We start from the raw sequence: 18,704 nt of genomic DNA, 5'->3' as shown, positions 1-18,704 counted from the left end.
CCAGCCCGCGACACCGCCGGTGGGCGCCTCGTTCGCGGCAATGGTCGTTCGGTACGTCGCTGCGTACACGGAGTCTTCGTACGCGGAATCGAGGATCATGCCCTTGAAGCTACGAAACCCCTGGTGCGCGGCGGTATGCGGGCGGCCGCAGATCCTCCCTGCGGTGGACCGCAGCCGAACCGTGTGGTTTTCCGCAGTCCGCGCCGCGCCCCCGCTCGGCTAGCGTGACCGATCATGCGTACGCACATAAAGCGCTGGCTCAGGGTGACGGTCGGCGTCCTGGCCGGGGCCGTCACCGGGGTCGTCGAGCTGGCCTTCGCCCTGGTAGCAGGACTGTGGCTGCTCAGCACGCTCGGGCGGCGCACCGGGCGCGCCGCCGAAGCCCGTGTCGTGGCCCTCGCGCGGCGCATCGCCGAGCTCGAGCGGCGCCGGATGGCCGCCTTCTTCGGCACCGAACTCGCCGCGCCGCCGAGCGGTCTGCCGGCCGTCAACTACGTGGCGACGCGGTGGGCGCTCGGACTGCTCGGCGGTGTCGTGCTCGCGTTCGCACTGCTCGGCGCGGGGTACGGCTCACTGGCGGTGTGGGGCTGGTTCGTCGCCGACATCCGCGCTCCGGGCACCCTGCTCCTCTCCTCCATCGGCGGCCTCTTCCTGCTGTACCTCTGTGTGCAGGGCACGTACGGCGTGGCGCTGGCGGACGAGCGGCACGCGCGGCGCTTCCTCGGCCCCAATGACGGGCAGTTGATGGAGCGCAGGATCGGCGAGCTGGTGGCGAGCCGCGCCGGTGTGGTCGAGGCGGTGCACGACGAGCGGCGGCGCATCGAACGCGATCTGCACGACGGCGTCCAGCAGCGGATCGTCGCGCTCGGCATGCTGCTCGGCCGGGCCCGCCGCACCCAGGACCCCGACAAGTCGGCCGGGCTGCTCGCCCAGGCGCACGAGGAGAGCCGCCGGGCCCTGGTCGAACTGCGTGACGTCGCCTGGCGGGTCTACCCGGCGGCCCTTGACGAGGGTGGACTCGCCGCCGCCCTGGAGACGGTGGCCGAGCGCGCCGCGATTCCCGTGCGGCTCGACTGCGCCCTGCGTCAGACGCCTCCCCCGACCGCGCAGGCCGTGGTGTACTTCGTCGCCGCCGAGGCCGTCACCAACGCGGTCAAGCATTCCGGCGCCGCTCTCGTCACCGTCCACGCCGAGCAGCGAAGTGACGTGCTGTGCCTGCGCGTCGAGGACAACGGCCGGGGCGGCGCCGACCCGGCCGGCAGCGGGCTGCTCGGCCTGGCCCGGCGCGTCGCCGCGCTCGACGGCACCCTCACCGTGGAGAGCCCCGCCGGGGGTCCCACGCTCATCACCGCGGAGCTCCCATGCGCGTAATGCTCGCCGACGACTCGACCCTGCTGCGGGAGGGCCTGGCCCGGCTCCTCGCGGACGAGGGCCATACGGTCACGGCCTCGGTCGGCGATGCGCGGGCGCTGCTCGCCGCGGTGGCCGAGGATCCGCCGGACGCCGCCGTCATCGACGTACGCATGCCGCCCACGCACACCGACGAGGGGCTGCGTGCCGCCCTTGAGATCCGGAACGGCTGGCCGGGTACGAGTGTGCTCGTGCTGTCCCAGTACGTCGAACGCCGTTACGCCACCGAGCTGTTGACCACCGCCACCGAAGGCGTCGGCTATCTGCTGAAGGACCGGGTCGTCCAGGTCGACGAGTTCCTGGACGCCCTGGAGCGGGTCGGCTCGGGCCAGACCGCCTTCGACCCTGAGGTCGTACGGCAGTTGCTGGCCCTCAGCAGTCACACCGACCCGCTGCAGCGGCTGACCCCGCGCGAGCGCGAGGTGCTCGGCAAGATGGCGCAGGGCCACACGAACGCGGCGATCGCCGGTCAGTTGTACGTCTCGCAGAGTGCCGTCGAGAAGTACATCAACGCGATCTTCGACAAGCTGGAGCTGACGGGCACGACGGGTTACAGCCGCCGAGTCCTCGCCGTCCTGCGCTACCTCGGTTCCTGAAGCCGGGGGTACTCACTACAGACCTACGTCCCTGCTGCGGAAGTCCTCCAGGGACTCGCGCCGCACCAGGAGCCGCGCGCGCCCGTCGGCCACCGCCACCACGGGCGGGCGGCCGACCAGGTTGTAGCCGGAGGCCATGGAGAGGTGGTAGGCGCCGGCCACCGGCACGCCGAGGAGGTCGCCCGGCCTGATGTCGCCGGGGAGTTCGACGTCGGACGCGAGCACGTCACCGGCCTCGCAGTGCCGTCCCACGACGGTCACCGGCGCGGGTGCGACCAGGGAGTGCCTGCCGATCAGCCGCGGCACGTACCGCACGCCGTACAGCGCGGGCCGTGGGTTGTCGCTCATCCCGCCGTCCACCGCGACGAAGGTGCGGCCGCCGGTGCGCTTGACCGCGAGGACGCGGTAGAGGGCCACCCCGGCGGGGCCCGCGATGGCGCGCCCCGGTTCGATCAGCAGCCGGGGCACCGTGAGCCCGGCCGCCGCGCAGCTCTCGATCAGCTCGGCGCGCACCTTGCGGGCGAGGGCGGTGATGTCGAGGGCCGGTTCGCCGGGGCGGTAGGCGATGCCGTGGCCGCCGCCGAGGTCCAGTTCAGGGAGGGTGACGCCGTGCTGGTCCTTGACGCGGGCCATCAGGCCGACGAGTCGGCGTACGGCCGCGAGGAACGGCTTCTCGGTGGTGATCTGCGAGCCCAAGTGGCAGTGCAGGCCGGTCAGTTCGAGGCCTGGTTGGCCGATGATGCGGGCGATGGCGTGCTGCGCCGAGCCGTCGGTGATCGACAGGCCGAACTTCTGGTCGTCGGTCCCGGTGCGGATCTTGGCGTGGCCGCCGGCCGCGATGCCCGGCACCACCCGGACAAGCACCTTCTGCCGGCTGCCCGGCGGGATCGCCGCCGCGAGGCGGGCGATCTCCGATGCGCTGTCGATGACGATGCGCCCTACGCCGAGCCGCAGCGCCGCCGCCAGGTCGTGCGGGCTCTTGGCGTTGCCGTGCAGCACGATCCGCTCGGCGGGGAAGCCCGTGGTGACGGCCAGCTCCAGCTCACCGGCCGAGCAGACATCGAGGCCGAGCCCCTCCTCCGCCACCCAGTGCGCCATCGCGCGGCACAGGAACGCCTTGGCGGCGTAGTGCACTTCGGCTTCGGGGAAGGCGTGCAGATAGGTGCGGCAGCGGGTGCGTACGTCGGCCTCGTCGAGGAGGTACGCCGGGGTGCCGAAGCGTTCGGCGATCTCGGTGAGGGGTACGCCGCCGACGGCGAGGTCGCCGTGGGCGAGGCGCGCGGTGGATGCGGGCCAGACGGACAGGTCGTCGTCGGCGGTGGCGTCCGGGGTGAGCGGAGCGTGCAGCGTGGTCATGGCAGGTTCTCTCCTCGCCTCGTCCTCAGCCGATCCAGGGGGTCAGGGCGCCGACCACGGCGGCGGCCCCGGTGACCCGCAGCGCGCCGACGGCCTGCGGGTCCCAGTCGCGCCAGACGGGCGTGCGCCGCCGGGGCGGGGCGACCGGGTGCGCGGCGAGCCGCGGGTCGACGGTGACGTGGGGGACGCCGAGCGGCTCGGTGAGCGCACGCAGCGCAGGCTCGGAGAGCCTGATCCAGGCCTGCCGGGAGCCGAGGGCCGCGGTCAGCCGCCGCCGGGTGGTGAAGGCGACGGCGGTGCGGCCGCCGACGGGGGTGCGGAACAGGCGGGCCACACAGCCCGCGGGTCCCGGCCGGACGGGGACGAACAGCGGTCCGGCCGGGCCCGGTTCACAAGGCTCGGGGTCCTCGCCGCACTGCAGCTCTGCCATGGGGGTGCCTCCTTGAGGATCTTCGGGTTCCCGTTCGGTGAACGGTGCCCCGCAGGCGGTGAACCCGCGGGCCCGCTCCGACGTTATGCCCGGCACGGGGTGCCATCTCCCCCTCCATGACGCGACGTTGACGGCGACCGGGCCCGCGCTGACACGACGCTGACGCGCCCGTCGGCCTTCTTGACGCGGGCTTGACGGGGACCGTGAGCGCCCTGTCAGAGGCCCGTAAATACGCGCCTGCGCAGGCAGTTCGGGGGCGTCACGGAGGCTACGTTTCCTGTCCGCACCCAGTCCCCCGCCGCGCGCGGCGGCCTGTCCCCCACCAGAAGGTCTCTCCCCCGATGCTTCACACCGCCCCGCAGCAGGCTCCGACTCCGCCCACGAAGCCGCCGTCCGGGGGTGGTTCGAGGAACCGGCGGACGGACGGTGGGCGGCGCATCCGGTCGGGGGCGCTCGTCGATCCCGTACAGGTGATGAAGTCGTTTCCCGACGCGGTGCACAAGCTGCACCCGCGGGCGCTGGCCAAGAAGCCGGTGCTGTTCGTCGTCGGCTGCGGTTCGGTGCTCACCACGCTCTCCGCGCTGCTCGATCCGTCCGTGTTCGCCTGGGTGATCAGCGCCTGGCTGTGGCTGACGGTGATCTTCGCGAACCTCGCGGAGGCGGTCGCCGAGGGCCGCGGCAAGGCGCAGGCCCGCGCGCTGCGCAAGGCGCGTACGGACACGGTGGCGCTGCGGCTTCGCGACAACTGGCGGGTGGGCGTGGACCTTGAGCTCGCGCGGACCGAGGCGGTGGCCGCCACCGAGCTGCAGCCCTTCGACTTCGTGCTGGTCGGGGCCGGTGAGCTGATCCCGGCCGACGGCGATGTCGTCGAGGGTGTCGCGGCGGTCGACGAGTCCGCCGTCACCGGCGAGTCCGCGCCCGTCATCCGCGAGTCGGGCGGCGACCGCAGCGGCGTCACGGGCGGTACGACGGTGCTCTCCGACCGCCTGGTGGTGCGCGTGACCTCGCGCGCCGGCGACTCCTTCCTCGACAGGATGATCGCGCTCGTCGAGGGCGCGTCACGGCAGAAGACCCCGAACGAGATAGCGCTGAACATCCTGCTCTCCGCGCTCACCATCGTCTTCGTCCTGGTCGTCGTCGCCCTCCAGCCGATGGCCTCGTACGCGAACGCGGCACAGTCCACGACCGTGCTCGTCGCCCTCCTCGTCACGCTCATCCCGACGACCATCGGGGCGCTGCTCTCGGCGATCGGCATCGCGGGCATGGACCGGCTCGTGCAGCGCAACGTCCTCGCGATGTCCGGCCGCGCGGTCGAGGCGGCGGGCGACGTGAACACACTGCTCCTCGACAAGACCGGCACCATCACCCTCGGCAACCGCGAGGCGGCAGCCTTCGTGCCGCTGCCCGGCATCGACGAACTGCGGCTCGCGGACGCGGCGCAGCTCTCCTCGCTCGCCGACGAGACACCCGAGGGCCGCTCCGTCGTCGTACTCGCCAAGAACAGGTACGGCCTGCGCGAGCCCGCCCAAGGAGAGCTGGCCAACGCCAAGTTCGCACAGTTCAGCGCACAGACCCGGATGAGCGGCGTCGATCTGCGCTGGGACAACGGCGCGGCCTGCGTCATCCGCAAGGGCGCCGCGGCGCAGGTGATCACCTGGGTGGAGCTGCGCGGCGGCCAAGTGCCGCCCGAGGCACGGCTGTTCAGCGATTCGGTCGCGGCGTCCGGCGGCACTCCGCTGCTCGTCGCGGTGCACGACTGGGACGGTCCGCGCGTCCTGGGTCTGATCCATCTCAAGGACGTCGTCAAGGACGGGATCAGGGAGCGGTTCGACGAGCTGCGCCGGATGGGCATCCGCACGATCATGATCACCGGTGACAATCCGCTGACCGCGCGGGCGATCGCCGCCGAAGCGGGCGTCGACGACTATCTCGCGGAGGCCACGCCCGAGGAGAAGCTCGGCCTGATCAGGCGGGAGCAGGAGGGCGGGAAGCTGGTGGCGGTGACCGGCGACGGCACCAACGACGCGCCCGCGCTCGCGCAGGCCGATGTGGGCGTGGCGATGAACACCGGGACCTCGGCCGCCAAGGAGGCCGGGAACATGGTGGACCTGGACTCCAACCCCACCAAGCTCATCGAGATCGTCGAGATCGGCAAGCAACTCCTCATCACCCGGGGTGCGTTGACGACGTTCTCGATCACGAACGACGTGGCGAAGTACTTCGCGATCATCCCGGCGATGTTCACCGGCGCGTATCCCGGCCTGGAGGCGCTGAACATCATGGGCCTGCACAGCCCCACGTCGGCGATCACCTCGGCGATCATCTTCAACGCGCTGATCATCGTGGCGCTGATCCCGCTGGCGCTGCGCGGCGTGCGCTACCGGCCCGCGTCGGCGCACGATCTGCTGCGCCGCAACCTCGCCCTGTACGGCCTCGGAGGTCTGGTCCTGCCCTTCGTCGGCATCAAGCTGATCGACCTGGTGATCTCCACGGTCCCGGGGCTCGGCTGACCACAACGACGACCTCAAAAATCATGTGACGCGCGGCGCCCGATCGTCGAGACTCCACGCGTGGCCACCATGAGCGTCGACGGGGCCGAACGCGGCCCGTCGCCCCGATCCTCCCCGACCGCGCTTGCCGGCCGTGCGTTCGGCGCGATCCCGCCAACTGCCCTGGTGCTGCTCGGCATTGTCAGCGTTCAGGTGGGCGCGGCGTTGGCCAAGCATCTGTTCAGCGCCGTCGGCAGCTTCGGGACGGTCGCGTTGCGGCTGCTCTTCGCGGCGGCGGTACTGCTGCTGTTGTGGCGGCCCTCGCTGCGCATGACACGTCGCGCGTGGACCGTCGTGCTCGGCTACGGCGTGACGCTCGGCGCGATGAACCTGTGCTTCTACCTGGCGCTGGCCCGGATCCCGCTGGGGATCGCGGTGACCGTCGAGTTCCTCGGACCGCTTGCGGTGGCCCTTGCCGGGTCGAGGCGCTGGCTCGACGCGTGCTGGGCGGTGCTCGCGGCAGGCGGTGTGGTCCTGCTGATGGAGGGCAGCGGCGGCGAACTCGACGTCGTGGGCCTGCTGTTCGCCCTCGCCGCGGGAGTGTGCTGGGGCCTGTACATCCTGGTCGGCGCGGCACTGGGCCGCCACACCACGGAAGGCAACGGTCTGGCGCTCGGCATGGCCGTCGCGGCACTGGTGGCGGTGCCCTTCGGCGTGGCCGAGAGCGGAACGGCGCTGATGCAGCCGTGGGTCCTGGTCGCGGGGCTCGGCGTGGCGCTGCTGTCGTCGGTGATCCCGTACTCGCTGGACCTGGAAGCGCTGCGCAAGATTCCACCGCGTGTGTTCGGCATCCTGATGAGCCTGGAACCGGCGATGGCGGCCCTCATCGGCCTCGTCGTGCTCCAGGAGTCGCTGCTCTGGTCGCAGTGGATCGCGGTGCTGTGCGTGGTGGCCGCATCGGCGGGTGCCGCACGTGGCACCCGCCCGGACAGGTGATCGGGGATATGCCAATCATGCCAATGATGTTGGGTACGCCGGGCGTTGACGGTCTTGGCGAGGTGGTGGGCGTGCTGCGGGAGTGGCAGTGCGACGGGGCGCCGATGCAGCTGCATCCGGGGGACCTGGGCTGGTTCTGGCGGTTCGGTGCGCAGGCTACGGCCGCGGCGGTCCGGACATGGAGCCGGGGCGGACGGATCCTCGCCGCCGGTCTCCTCGACGAGCCCGAGCTGCTGCGGCTGGCGATCGCGCCGGACGCGCTGCGCGACGAGGAGCTGGCGCGGCGGCTGGTCGAGGACGTGACCGGGCCGGAGCGCGGCGTGCTGGGAGAGGGGAAGGTGGCAGTCGACGCGCCGGCGGGCGCGCTGGTCCACGATCTGCTGTCCGACCACGGCTGGGGCACCGACGAGCCGTGGACGCCGCTGCGCCGCGACCTCACGGAGCCGGTGAGCGACCCCGGCGTGCGGATCGAGGTGATCGGGCCGGAGCAGGCACATGTGAGGGCCGCCGTGCAGCGGGCGGCGTTCCGCGGGTCTACGTTCACCGAGGAGCGCTGGCGGGCGATGGCGGCCGGATTGCCGTACGCCGACGCCCGGTGTCTGGTCACGTACGACGAGCAGGGCGCCGCAGTGGCGACGGTGACGGTCTGGTCGGCCGGTACGGGCAGGCCCGGGGTGCTGGAGCCGATGGGCGTGCACGCGGAACATCGCGGTCACGGTCACGGCAAGGCGATCACCGTCGCCGCGGCGGCCGCACTCCAGGAGCTGGGCTCGTCGAGCGCGCTCGTCGCCACCCCGAGCCGCAACTCCGGCGCCGTCGCCACCTATGAGTCGGCCGGTTTCCAGCGGCTCCCGGTGTTCCGGGACCGGTTCCGGGGCGCCTAGCCACGACGGGACGTATACGTACACTCCCGGCATGGCATGCCGCATCAGTGAACTGATCCTCGACTGCGCCGACCCCGAGCACCTCGCCGCATTCTGGAGCGAGGTGCTCGGCTACGTGGAACTCGGCCGCGAGGGCGACGGAAGCATCGAGATCGGGCCGCCCGACGTCGGCTTCGGCGGCCCGCAGCCCACGCTCGTCCTCAGTCCCAGCAGCGACCCGCGGGCCGGCAAGCTCCCCCTGCACATCGACGTCAACGCCACCGACCGCGATCAGGACGCCGAGCTGGAGCGGCTGCTCGCGCTCGGCGCAAGGCCCGCAGACGTCGGCCAGACCGGCACCGAGAGCTGGCACGTCCTTGCCGATCCGGAAGGCAATGAATCCTGCCTCCTGCGCCGCCGGATCAACCCCGTCCGACCGCACGCCCTTCCGGCTCAGGACAGCACGCGGTAGGTCACGTGCGTGACCAGGCTCGCTGCCCGCGACGTCACCTGTTCGAGTTTCAGCGGCGGGACGCCCTCGAACAGCCGCGTACCGGCGCCGAGCGTGAGCGGCACGATGTGCAGCCGCAGCTCGTCGATCAGGCCGGCGGCGAGGTACTGGTTGACGGTGGTCGCGCCGCCCGCGACCGTGATCTCGCCGTCCCCGGCCACCGCCCGCGCCTGGGCCAGTGCCGACTCGATTCCGTCGATGACGAAGTGGTACGTCGTGCCGCCGTCCATCGGCTGCGGCTCGCGCGCGTGGTGGGTGAGGACGAAGACCGGGGCGTGGAACGGCGGATCGTCGCCCCACCAGCCGTCCCACTTCCGGTCCCACGCGCCGCGCACGGGGCCGAACATGTTGCGGCCCATGATGAACGCCTTGGCCGCGCCCAGCTGGTCGACCTCGGCCCGGTTCTCCTCCGCCGTCTCGAACATCCAGGCGTGCAGCTTGTCGCCCCAGCCGTCGCCGCCATCGGCGCCGAACGGGCGTTCCTCGGTCTGGTCGAGCCCGGCCGAGTACCCGTCGGCGGAGATCGTGAGGTCGCAGATCACCCTGCCCCTGCGTTCGGTCATCGCTCTCTCTCCTCCTCGGAGCAGCCTCCGTCACCGTCGCGGTGAGCTTCCCGTCAAGGCTTCCCTCAAGCATCCGCGAAGAGGAACGCGAGCGCCCGTCAGAGCCTCATCAAGGACCACGCCGTCCTCTTGAGGCGCGGGCGGCCCGCCGGTTGGATGAGGGACGTGAACAGCTTCTCGCGCCGTGACGACCGGCCGCCTCATACGGCGGTGCCGGTTCCGCGCGCTGTTCACCCGACGGTGCGCTGACACCGCACCTCTCCCAACGGCCATACGCGGCCTGCGCGTTGCCCGCGCCTCCGCACACGCACAGCCCCCACCGGGGGCCGCCTGGCGTGCGCGCCCACTCTCGAGTCCTCACGAACCATCACGAACCCCAGGAACAAGACCATGCCTTCTGCACCCCTGTCCGGACGGACCGTCCTGATCACCGGAGCCACCTCCGGGATCGGCCACGAGACCGCTCGGCTCCTCGCCGAACGCGGCGCCACCGTGCTGGTGCACGGCCGCACCGCCGATGACGCGCAGGCGGCGGCCGACCGCCTCGTCGCCACCGCCGGCATCGACGCCGACCGGCTCCGCGCGTTCGCCGCCGACTTCACCCGCCTCGACGAGGTCGAGCGCCTGGCGCACCGCGTCGTGGCCGAACACCCGCGGCTGGACGTGCTGGTGAACAACGCGGGCATGGCAGCCCCGGAGCGGCACACCATCACCCCGGACGGCAACGAGATCGCCTTCCAGGTGAACTTCCTCGCGCACTACCTGCTCACCGGCCTCCTTGAGCCCGCGCTCACGACCGGCCCCGGTGGCCGCATCGGCCGCATCGTCAACGTATCGTCCTCGCTGCACCGCACGGCGTCCATCCAGTGGAACGACCCGAACCGCGCCCGCCGTTACTCGCGCCTCGCCGCGTACGCCCAGTCGCAGCTTGCGCTCACGGTCTTCGCTTCGGACCCGCGCGTCACGGCGGTCTCGGTGCACCCCGGCGTGTGCGAGACAGCGCTGATGTCGTTGTACGCCAACGAGGGCGTGTCCCCGGCGCAGGGCGCGGCGCATGTGGTGCGGCTGTGCGACCCGGCGACGGAGATCGTCAACGGCGCGTACTACGACCGTGAAGAGCGGGTCGAGCCGGCCGCGGCCGCCACGGAGGACCGCACCGTCAAGCGCCTCAGCAAACTCGCGGACCTGCTGGTCGGCCACACCGCCACCGCTTGAAGACGCCGACTGAAGGGCCCCAGCGCGAGTACGTCCACCACGTCACCGGCAGCCCCGCCGTCAGGCGGTCGTCAACATGGCCGGGTGCGCCGTCAGTGGCGCGTCAAGGGTCGGGCGCGGCGGAGCACCTGGTCCTGTGACGCCCCTAGCGTCGCCTCATGGCCCGACGCATGACGCGCCCCGCACGGCGCACCCCCGGTGGCCCCACGGCTCCCCGCCTCACGGAGCACGACCCGCGCACGCACGCCCCGTGGACGCACACCCCGTGGACGCACGACCGCACCTGGGCCGGTGACGCCCGCTCCGCCGCGGGATGCGGCGCGCTGCTCTTCGGGCTGCTCCTGGTGCTCGACGCGGCGACCGGCCGGCTCGACGTCCGGGGCGCGCTCCTGTGGCTCGGCCTGGCCGCGCTGCTCTTCGCCGTCCTGACACCGCCGCGCGTCAGGGCCCGCCCGGAGGTCCTGGTCTCCCGCGGCCTGCTCCGGCGGCGGTCCGTCCGGCTCGACGGCCTCGTCGCCGTGCGCCGCGACGACGGCATCGCGCCGCGCCTCGTCCTGCGGGACGCCTCCGGCGGTCAGGTCGTGCTCGACCCCGACGTACTGATCGCCAATCCGCCGCTGTGGCGTCTCGTGGAGGACGGCGCCCGGACGTCCACCGAGCGTGGATCGCTGCTGTGCGGGGCGACGGCGCTGCGCCGGATCGCGGAGCGCGTCGAACATGACAGAGCCGAAGCAGTTTTCAGGGCGTCCGGGCTCGACTAGCCGAGGGGCGCGAGGGGCGCCGCGGGACGCGTATGCGCCGGTCAGAGGCGCCCTCCGCCGTAGCCGTCCGCTCGTTTGAGATCAAGAGAGTTCGGAAGAGGTCAAGGTCACAGCCCTACCCGGCACCGAGTGCCAGGGATTCCGCCCTAGCATCATGCCCATGACGGTCCTGCCTGACGACGGGCTTTCGCTGGCCGCCGAGTTCCCTGATGCGACCCATGAGCAGTGGCAGCGCCTGGTGGAAGGCGTACTGCGCAAATCGGGTAAGGACGTATCGGGATCGGCCGCCGAGGAAGCGCTGTCCACCGCGCTCGAGGACGGGCTCAGCACCCGCCCCTTGTACACCGCCCGAGAAGCCGCGCCCGACGCCGGCTACCCGGGTTTCGCCCCCTTTGTCCGGGGCGGTGGAGCCGCGGGCACTGCCGCGTCCGGCTGGGACGTACGCCAGCGGCACGCGACCACGGACCCGGCGCGCTCCAACGAGACGGTGCTCGCGGACCTGGAGAACGGCGTCACGTCGCTCTGGCTCGGCGTGGGTGCAGGCGCGCTTGCGGTGTCCGGACTCGCCCGGGCGCTCGACGGCGTCTTTCTCGACCTGGCCCCCGTCGCCCTGGACGCGGGCGCCGAATTCGAGCCCGCCGCACGTGAGTTGTTCCGTCTGTACGAGGAGCGCGGCATCGCCGAGGACACGGCGCACGGCACCCTGGGCGCGGACCCGCTCGGGCACGAGGCGCGCACCGGTGAGCGGCTCGACGCCGCGGCCGCCGTCGAACTGGCCCGCGTCTGCGGGCAGCGGTACCCGAACCTGCGGGCGCTGGCCGTGGACGCCCTGCCGTACCACGAGGCGGGCGGCTCGGCCGCGCAGGAGCTCGGCGCCTCCCTGGCCACGGGCGTGGCCTACCTGCGCGAGCTGACCGACGCCGGGCTCTCGGTCGAAGCGGCCTGCGCCCAGCTGGAGTTCCGGTACGCGGCCACCGCCGACCAGTTCCTGACCATCGCCAAGCTGCGTGCCGCGCGGCGCCTGTGGGCGCGGGTGGCCGAGGTCTGCGGTGCTCCGCAGGCCGGTGCCCAGCGGCAGCACGCCGTGACGTCGCCGGTGATGATGTCGCGCCGTGATCCGTGGGTGAACATGCTGCGGACGACGGTGGCCTGCCTCGGCGGGGGTGTCGGTGGCGCCGACGCCGTGACCGTCCTGCCGTTCGACCACTCGCTGGGCCTGCCGGACGCCTTCGCGCGCCGTATCGCCCGCAACACGTCGACGATCCTCCTGGAGGAGTCGCATCTGGCCCGGGTGATCGACCCGGCGGGCGGCTCCTGGTACGTGGAGCGGCTCACGGACGAACTCGCCCACGCAGCCTGGGAGTTCTTCCAGGAGATCGAGGGCGCGGGCGGCCAGGCCGCGGCCCTGCGCTCCGGCCTGGTCGGCGAGCGCCTCGCGGCGACCTGGGCCAAGCGCAGCAAGAAGCTCGCCACGCGGCGTGAACCGATCACCGGTGTCAGCGAGTTCCCGAATCTGACGGAGCGTCCGGTCGAGCGCGAGGCCTCCCCCGCGGAGCCGTCGGGCGGGCTGCCGCGCGTGCGCCGCGACGAGGCGTACGAAGCGCTGCGCGCCCGTTCGGACGCGCACCTCGCGGCGACCGGGGCCCGCCCCCGCGTGTTCCTCGCCGCGCTCGGCCCCGCCGCCGCGCACACCGCGCGGGCTTCGTTCGCCTCCAACCTCTTCCAGGCCGGCGGCATCGAAGCCGTCCACGACCCGGTGTCGGTGGATGCGACGTCGGCCGCCGAGGCGTTCAAGGCCAGCGGCGCGACGGTGGCGTGCCTCTGTTCCAGCGACGGGCTCTACGAGGAGCAGGCCGAAGCGGTCGCCGATGCGCTCAAGTCGGCAGGCGCGCAAAGGGTGTTCCTTGCCGGACGCCCCGCCGAGCACAAAGCCGTCGACGCGTACGTCTTCGCGGGCTGTGACGCCGTGTCCGTGCTCTCCTCCACCCTCGACCACATGGGAGTGGCGTAATGCGGATCCCCGACTTCTCCGGTGTCGACCTGACCTCGGAGGCTCCCTCCGAGGTCTCCAAGGACCAGTGGCGCAGCGCCGTCAAGGAGTCCTCGGGCAAGGCCGACGACGACCTCCTGTGGGAGACCCCGGAAGGCATCGCGGTCAAGCCGCTGTACACGGGCGCCGACCTGGAGGGCCTCGACTTCCTTCAGACGTATCCGGGTGTGGCGCCGTATCTGCGCGGCCCCTACCCCACGATGTACGTCAACCAGCCCTGGACGATCCGGCAGTACGCGGGCTTCTCCACGGCCGAGGAGTCCAACGCCTTCTACCGCCGCAACCTCGCGGCAGGGCAGAAGGGCCTTTCGGTCGCCTTCGACCTGCCGACGCACCGCGGCTATGACAGCGACCACCCGCGCGTGACGGGCGACGTCGGCATGGCGGGCGTCGCGATCGACTCGATCTACGACATGCGTCAGCTCTTCGACGGCATCCCGCTGGACAAGATGACGGTGTCGATGACGATGAACGGCGCGGTGCTTCCCGTACTCGCCCTCTACATCGTGGCCGCCGAGGAACAGGGCGTACCGCCCGAGAAGCTGGCCGGGACCATCCAGAACGACATTCTCAAAGAGTTCATGGTCCGCAACACCTACATCTATCCGCCCAAGCCCTCGATGCGGATCATCTCCGACATCTTCGCGTACACCTCGCAGAAGATGCCGCGCTACAACTCCATCTCGATCTCCGGCTATCACATCCAAGAGGCGGGTGCGACGGCCGACTTGGAGCTTGCGTACACCCTCGCCGACGGCGTGGAGTACCTGCGGGCGGGACAGGAAGCGGGCCTGGACGTCGACGCGTTCGCGCCGCGGCTCTCCTTCTTCTGGGCGATCGGCATGAACTTCTTCATGGAGGTCGCCAAGCTCCGCGCGGCGCGCCTCCTGTGGGCGAAGCTGGTCAAGCAGTTCGACCCGAAGAACGCCAAGTCGCTCTCCCTGCGCACCCATTCGCAGACCTCCGGCTGGTCGCTCACCGCGCAGGACGTGTTCAACAACGTCACGCGTACGTGCGTCGAGGCGATGGCGGCGACCCAGGGCCACACCCAGTCGCTGCACACGAACGCCCTGGACGAGGCGCTCGCCCTGCCGACCGACTTCTCCGCACGCATCGCCCGCAACACCCAGCTGCTCATCCAGCAGGAGTCGGGCACGACGCGGACCATCGACCCGTGGGGCGGCAGCGCCTACGTCGAGAAGCTCACGCACGACCTGGCGCGCCGCGCCTGGCAGCACATCGAGGAGGTCGAGGCGGCCGGCGGCATGGCCAAGGCCATCGACGCGGGCATCCCGAAGCTGCGCGTCGAGGAGGCCGCGGCCCGCACCCAGGCGCGGATCGACTCCGGACGCCAGCCGGTCATCGGCGTCAACAAGTACCGCGTGGAGACGGACGAGCAGATCGACGTCCTGAAGGTCGACAACTCGTCCGTACGCAGCCAGCAGATCGCCAAGTTGAAGCGGCTGCGCGAGGAGCGCGACGAGGCGGCCTGCCAGGACGCGCTGCGGGCACTGACGGCGGCGGCCGAGCGGGCCCCCGGTCCGGGCCTGGAGGGCAACCTCCTCGCACTGGCGGTCGACGCGGCCCGCGCCAAGGCGACCGTCGGCGAGATCTCGGACGCCCTGGAGGCCACGTATGGCCGCCACGCGGGCCAGATCCGTACGATCTCCGGTGTGTACCGCACCGAAGCAGGCTCGTCCCCGTCCGTGGAGCGCACCCGTACGCTCGTCGAGTCCTTCGAAGAGGCCGAGGGGCGCCGGCCGCGCATCCTGGTCGCCAAGATGGGCCAGGACGGCCATGACCGCGGCCAGAAGGTCATCGCCACCGCCTTCGCCGACCTCGGCTTCGACGTGGATGTCGGCCCGCTCTTCCAGACCCCGGCCGAGGTCGCGCGCCAGGCCGTGGAGGCGGACGTGCACATCGTCGGCGTCTCCTCACTGGCGGCGGGGCACCTGACCCTCGTACCGGCGCTGCGCACCGAGCTCGCCGCCGAGGGCCGCGAGGACATCATGATCGTCGTGGGCGGCGTGATCCCGCCGCAAGATGTGCCGACGCTCCTCGAAATGGGCGCGGCGGCCGTCTTCCCGCCCGGCACGGTGATCCCGGATGCGGCGTACGACCTGGTGAAACGACTTGCGGCCGATCTCGGCCACGAGCTGTGAGCCGGTGAGCCGATGGCCCCGACGATCGACATCGACACGTACGTCAAGGGCGTACTCGACGGGAAGCGGGCACAGATCGCCCGCGCGATCACACTCGTCGAGTCGACCAGACCCCAACACCGGTCCCTCGCCCAGGAGTTGCTGACGCAACTGCTCCCGCACAGCGGGCGGGCGCGGCGGATCGGCATCAGCGGGGTGCCGGGCGTGGGCAAGTCCACGTTCATCGACGCGCTCGGCACGATGCTGACGGGTCTCGGCCACCGGGTCGCGGTGCTCGCCGTCGACCCGTCTTCGACCCGTACGGGCGGCTCCATCCTCGGCGACAAGACAAGGATGGAACGCCTCGCGGTGGACCCGTCCGCGTTCGTGCGCCCGTCCCCGACCGCCGGGACGCTCGGCGGTGTCGCGAAGGCGACGCGCGAGTCGATCGTGGTGATGGAGGCGGCAGGCTACGACGTGGTCCTGGTGGAGACCGTAGGCGTGGGCCAGTCGGAGACGGCCGTCGCGAACATGGTCGACTCCTTCCTGCTGCTCAGTCTGGCCCGCACCGGCGACCAGCTCCAGGGCATCAAGAAGGGCGTCCTGGAACTCGCGGACGTCCTCGCGATCAACAAGGCGGACGGCCCGCACGAACGGGACGCCCGCTCGGCGGCCCGTGAACTGGCGGGCGCGCTACGCCTGATGCACCCGGCGGACGCGGCATGGACTCCCCCGGTGCTCAGCTGCAGCGCGCGGGAGTCCAGCGGCCTGGACGAGGTCTGGGACCGCCTGGAACAGCACCGCACGCTCCTGGACTCCACGGGCCGCCTGTCCGCCAAGCGGCGCGACCAGCAGGTCGACTGGACCTGGACCATGGTCCAGGACGAACTCCTGGACCGCCTCCGCGCCCATGCGGAGGTACGGCTGCTGGCCCCTGGCCTTGAACAGGGTGTGCGGGAGGGGACGTTGACGGCGACGTCGGCAGCGGAGCGGATCCTGGAGGCGTTTCAGGGGATCGGAGGGGCGGGGCAGTGAGCCGGTTTCCCGCTGCGGGTACGTCGTGGCTGGTCGCGCCCACGCGGCGGAGCCGCACATGTCACAGCCCCGCGCCCCTTCGGGCGCGGCCCGCGGCCTGCGGGGGCCGACCGCCCTCCCTCGCGCTCACGCCTTAGGCTCGGGCAATGTGACAGCCGTCCGCACGCGTGCTTTCACCCCCAAACGCCCAGCGAAGGAGCTAGCTCACCCCATGACGCCCGACTCCGTCGACGCCACCGCCCCGGTTCTGTTCCACACCCACGGCCGCGCAGGACACATCGTCCTCAACCGGCCGCGCGCCATCAACGCCCTCAACCACGACATGGTGCGTCTCATGGACGACGCCCTCGCCGCGTGGGAGCGGGACGACGCGATTCGGACCGTGGTGCTCACCGGGGCCGGTGAGCGGGGGCTGTGCGCCGGGGGTGACATCCGCTCCATCCACGACGACATCCGCGCGGGCGGCGGCGCCGCCTCGGTGGCCTTCTGGCGCGACGAGTACCGGCTCAACGCACGGATCGCCCGCTTCCCGAAGCCGTACGTCGCCGTGATGGACGGCATCGTGATGGGCGGCGGTGTCGGAGTATCGGCGCACGGCGGCGTGCGGATCGTCACCGAGCGGTCCCGGATCGCCATGCCGGAGACCGGCATCGGCTTCGTGCCGGACGTCGGCGGCACCTATCTGCTGACGCGGACGCCCGGCGAGCTCGGCACCCATCTCGCGCTGACCGGCACCGCGGTGGGCGCGGCGGACGCGCTGCTGTGCGGCCTCGCCGACCACTACGTACCTTCGGAGCGCGTCGCGGAGTTCACCGGGGCGCTGGCCGACTCGGACGTGGACGATGTGCTCGGCACGTACGCGACCACCGCGCCCGAGGGTGAACTGGCCGCGCACCGCGAGTGGATCGACGCCTGTTACGCCGCCGACTCGGTCGAGGAGATCGTCGGCCGGCTGTACGACTCCGGCGACCCGGCGGCCAAGGAGGCGGCCGAGACCGTCCTCGCCAAGTCCCCCACGTCCTTGAAGGTCACGCTCGCCTCGCTGCGCCGGGCCCGCGCGCTCGCCACTCTTGAGCACGTGCTCGAGCAGGAGTACCGCGTCTCCCGCACCGCGATCACCGCACCGGACATGGTCGAGGGCATCCGCGCCCAGGTCGTGGACAAGGATCGCGACCCGCACTGGTCCCCCGCCGAACTCGCCCAGGTGACCGACGCCGAGGTGGTCCGCCACTTCGAACGGCACGGCGAGGGTCTTGGCCTTGCCCCCGCGGACGGCACCCGGTGACCGTGCTGCTCACGCCGCGTCTCCTGCTCCGACGCTGGCGCGAGGCCGACATCGCCCCGATGACCACGATCAACTCCGACCCTGAGGTGATGCGCTGGATCGGCGACGGTTCGGTGCGCGACCAGGAGGAGCAGACGCGGAGCAGCCTGGCGCTGTGGGAACACGGGTGGGAGACCGAGGGGTTCGGCCTTTTCGCCGTGGAGGTCCGTGCCACCGGTGAACTCGCCGGGTTCACCGGTCTGTCCGTGCCGCACTACCTGCCCGAGGTGCTGCCTGCCGTCGAGATCGGCTGGCGTCTCGGCCGCCCTTTCTGGGGGCGGGGCCTGGCCACCGAGGCGGCGCGCGCCGCGCTCGACTTCGGTCTGGGCGACCGCGGCCTGGAGCGGATCGTCAGCATCGTCCAGGTGGGCAACGACGCGTCGGAGCGCGTCATGAACAAGCTCGGCATGCGCGTGGAGCGGGGGACCGTGGATCCCGCCTGCGGGCGCCCCGTCCGGGTGCACGCGGTCACCGCGTCCGCTACGGCGGATCGATCTCCGTGACGACGGCTATGAGCTGGAACGGCAGCTCCTTGTCCCACTGGGAGACGCCGAGGGCCACCCACCGCCCGTCGACGCGCCACAGGTGCAGGTCCGGCACCGAGGAGCTCAGCGAGCCCCACGGCTCCGGCATGTCCTCGCCCGCGCCGTCCTCGCCGCCGCTCAGCGTCCGCTCGAAGAGGCCGGCGAGGCTGAACAGGTCCGGCGCTCCCCAGCGGTCGGTCAGGAGCACCGAGAGGCCGTCGCGCTCGGCCTCGTACTGCTCCTCGGCCGCCTCCCACGCGGTGCCGTCGTCCTCCCAGAAGTCCTCGCTCGTGAGTAACTCGGCGATGTGATAGCCGGGACCGCCGGCGCCCGCGTCCGACCTGCCGTGCTCCGCGGGGAACTCCCGGGAGCACAGCAGGTCGATCGTGGCGAGATGCTGTGCCGTACTCATGACATCCAGTAAAGCGGCCACCACTGAC

17 protein-coding genes are annotated in these 18,704 nt (G+C 71.8%); 13 read left to right on the top strand and 4 right to left on the bottom strand.

Annotated elements, in window-relative coordinates:
* Window positions 1–234 precede the first annotated feature (234 nt).
* Both OG453_RS19955 and OG453_RS19950 read left to right on the top strand, forming a co-directional pair.
* The gene (locus OG453_RS19955; protein ID WP_266869304.1) at window positions 235–1,371 is read left to right on the top strand and encodes a sensor histidine kinase; all 1,137 of its coding nucleotides are present in this window, start codon (window positions 235–237) and stop codon (window positions 1,369–1,371) included.
* Window positions 1,371–2,006, top strand: a complete 636-nt coding sequence (locus tag OG453_RS19950; protein ID WP_266869942.1) for a response regulator transcription factor — start codon at window positions 1,371–1,373, stop codon at window positions 2,004–2,006. Before OG453_RS19955 ends, OG453_RS19950 begins: the two co-directional genes overlap by 1 nt.
* Before the next feature lie 15 nt (window positions 2,007–2,021).
* Here OG453_RS19950 and lysA read toward each other — a convergent pair whose 3' ends face one another.
* Both lysA and OG453_RS19940 read right to left on the bottom strand, forming a co-directional pair.
* Window positions 2,022–3,362, bottom strand: coding sequence for a diaminopimelate decarboxylase (gene lysA, locus OG453_RS19945; RefSeq protein WP_266869303.1), 1,341 nt, complete (start codon window positions 3,360–3,362; stop codon window positions 2,022–2,024).
* A 25-nt stretch (window positions 3,363–3,387) separates the two neighbouring features.
* Entirely contained in the window at window positions 3,388–3,792 is a 405-nt protein-coding gene (locus OG453_RS19940) for an SAV_915 family protein (RefSeq protein WP_266869302.1), read from the bottom strand.
* A gap of 341 nt (window positions 3,793–4,133) precedes the next feature.
* On the opposite strand from OG453_RS19940, the gene kdpB reads away from it, so the two are divergent.
* The 4 genes from kdpB (at window position 4,134) to OG453_RS19920 (ending at window position 8,612) form a co-directional block, all read left to right on the top strand.
* A complete protein-coding gene (kdpB, locus tag OG453_RS19935; RefSeq protein ID WP_266869301.1) occupies window positions 4,134–6,302 on the top strand; it encodes a potassium-transporting ATPase subunit KdpB in 2,169 nt (722 codons plus the stop codon).
* Between the two features lie 69 nt (window positions 6,303–6,371).
* Window positions 6,372–7,277: a DMT family transporter gene (locus tag OG453_RS19930; RefSeq protein WP_266869941.1), complete on the top strand. Its 906-nt coding sequence runs from the start codon at window positions 6,372–6,374 to the stop codon at window positions 7,275–7,277.
* Window positions 7,278–7,294: 17 nt separating this feature from the next.
* The gene (locus OG453_RS19925) at window positions 7,295–8,161 is read left to right on the top strand and encodes an N-acetyltransferase (protein WP_266869300.1); all 867 of its coding nucleotides are present in this window, start codon (window positions 7,295–7,297) and stop codon (window positions 8,159–8,161) included.
* 31 nt (window positions 8,162–8,192) lie between these two features.
* The gene (locus OG453_RS19920) at window positions 8,193–8,612 is read left to right on the top strand and encodes a VOC family protein (protein WP_266869298.1); all 420 of its coding nucleotides are present in this window, start codon (window positions 8,193–8,195) and stop codon (window positions 8,610–8,612) included.
* Here the strand turns inward: OG453_RS19920 and OG453_RS19915 are convergent.
* Entirely contained in the window at window positions 8,594–9,214 is a 621-nt protein-coding gene (locus OG453_RS19915; protein ID WP_266869297.1) for a dihydrofolate reductase family protein, read from the bottom strand. The genes OG453_RS19920 and OG453_RS19915 overlap by 19 nt on opposite strands.
* A 390-nt stretch (window positions 9,215–9,604) precedes the next feature.
* Here OG453_RS19915 and OG453_RS19910 point away from each other — a divergent pair, with 390 nt between their 5' ends.
* The 7 genes from OG453_RS19910 to OG453_RS19880 all read left to right on the top strand — a co-directional run bounded on the left by OG453_RS19910 (window position 9,605) and on the right by OG453_RS19880 (window position 18,243).
* Complete coding sequence (locus tag OG453_RS19910; protein ID WP_266869296.1) at window positions 9,605–10,429, top strand: SDR family NAD(P)-dependent oxidoreductase; 825 nt, start codon at window positions 9,605–9,607, stop codon at window positions 10,427–10,429.
* Between the two features lie 158 nt (window positions 10,430–10,587).
* Window positions 10,588–11,190, top strand: coding sequence for a hypothetical protein (locus OG453_RS19905; RefSeq protein ID WP_266869295.1), 603 nt, complete (start codon window positions 10,588–10,590; stop codon window positions 11,188–11,190).
* Between the two features lie 160 nt (window positions 11,191–11,350).
* Window positions 11,351–13,201 carry a methylmalonyl-CoA mutase small subunit gene (gene mutA, locus OG453_RS19900; RefSeq protein WP_266869294.1) on the top strand — a complete coding sequence of 617 codons (1,851 nt, stop codon included), beginning with the start codon at window positions 11,351–11,353 and terminating at the stop codon, window positions 13,199–13,201.
* Window positions 13,201–15,402 (top strand): methylmalonyl-CoA mutase, encoded by a 2,202-nt coding sequence (scpA, locus tag OG453_RS19895; RefSeq protein ID WP_266869293.1) that lies wholly within the window; start codon window positions 13,201–13,203, stop codon window positions 15,400–15,402. Before mutA ends, scpA begins: the two co-directional genes overlap by 1 nt.
* A 12-nt stretch (window positions 15,403–15,414) precedes the next feature.
* Entirely contained in the window at window positions 15,415–16,416 is a 1,002-nt protein-coding gene (gene meaB, locus OG453_RS19890) for a methylmalonyl Co-A mutase-associated GTPase MeaB (protein ID WP_266869291.1), read from the top strand.
* 211 nt (window positions 16,417–16,627) lie between these two features.
* The gene (locus OG453_RS19885; protein ID WP_266869290.1) at window positions 16,628–17,701 is read left to right on the top strand and encodes an enoyl-CoA hydratase/isomerase family protein; all 1,074 of its coding nucleotides are present in this window, start codon (window positions 16,628–16,630) and stop codon (window positions 17,699–17,701) included.
* Window positions 17,698–18,243, top strand: coding sequence for a GNAT family N-acetyltransferase (locus OG453_RS19880; RefSeq protein WP_266869289.1), 546 nt, complete (start codon window positions 17,698–17,700; stop codon window positions 18,241–18,243). The genes OG453_RS19885 and OG453_RS19880 overlap by 4 nt, the downstream gene beginning before the upstream one ends.
* Here the strand turns inward: OG453_RS19880 and OG453_RS19875 are convergent.
* Entirely contained in the window at window positions 18,221–18,676 is a 456-nt protein-coding gene (locus OG453_RS19875; RefSeq protein WP_266869288.1) for a hypothetical protein, read from the bottom strand. The two genes, OG453_RS19880 and OG453_RS19875, sit on opposite strands and share 23 nt — an antisense overlap.
* Window positions 18,677–18,704: the final 28 nt, after the last annotated feature.

It is taken from the genome of Streptomyces sp. NBC_01381 (genome assembly GCF_026340305.1).
Taxonomy (GTDB): domain Bacteria; phylum Actinomycetota; class Actinomycetes; order Streptomycetales; family Streptomycetaceae; genus Streptomyces.
Note: the sequence above shows the minus strand (reverse complement) of the source record. Positions and strands in the feature narration are given on the sequence as shown.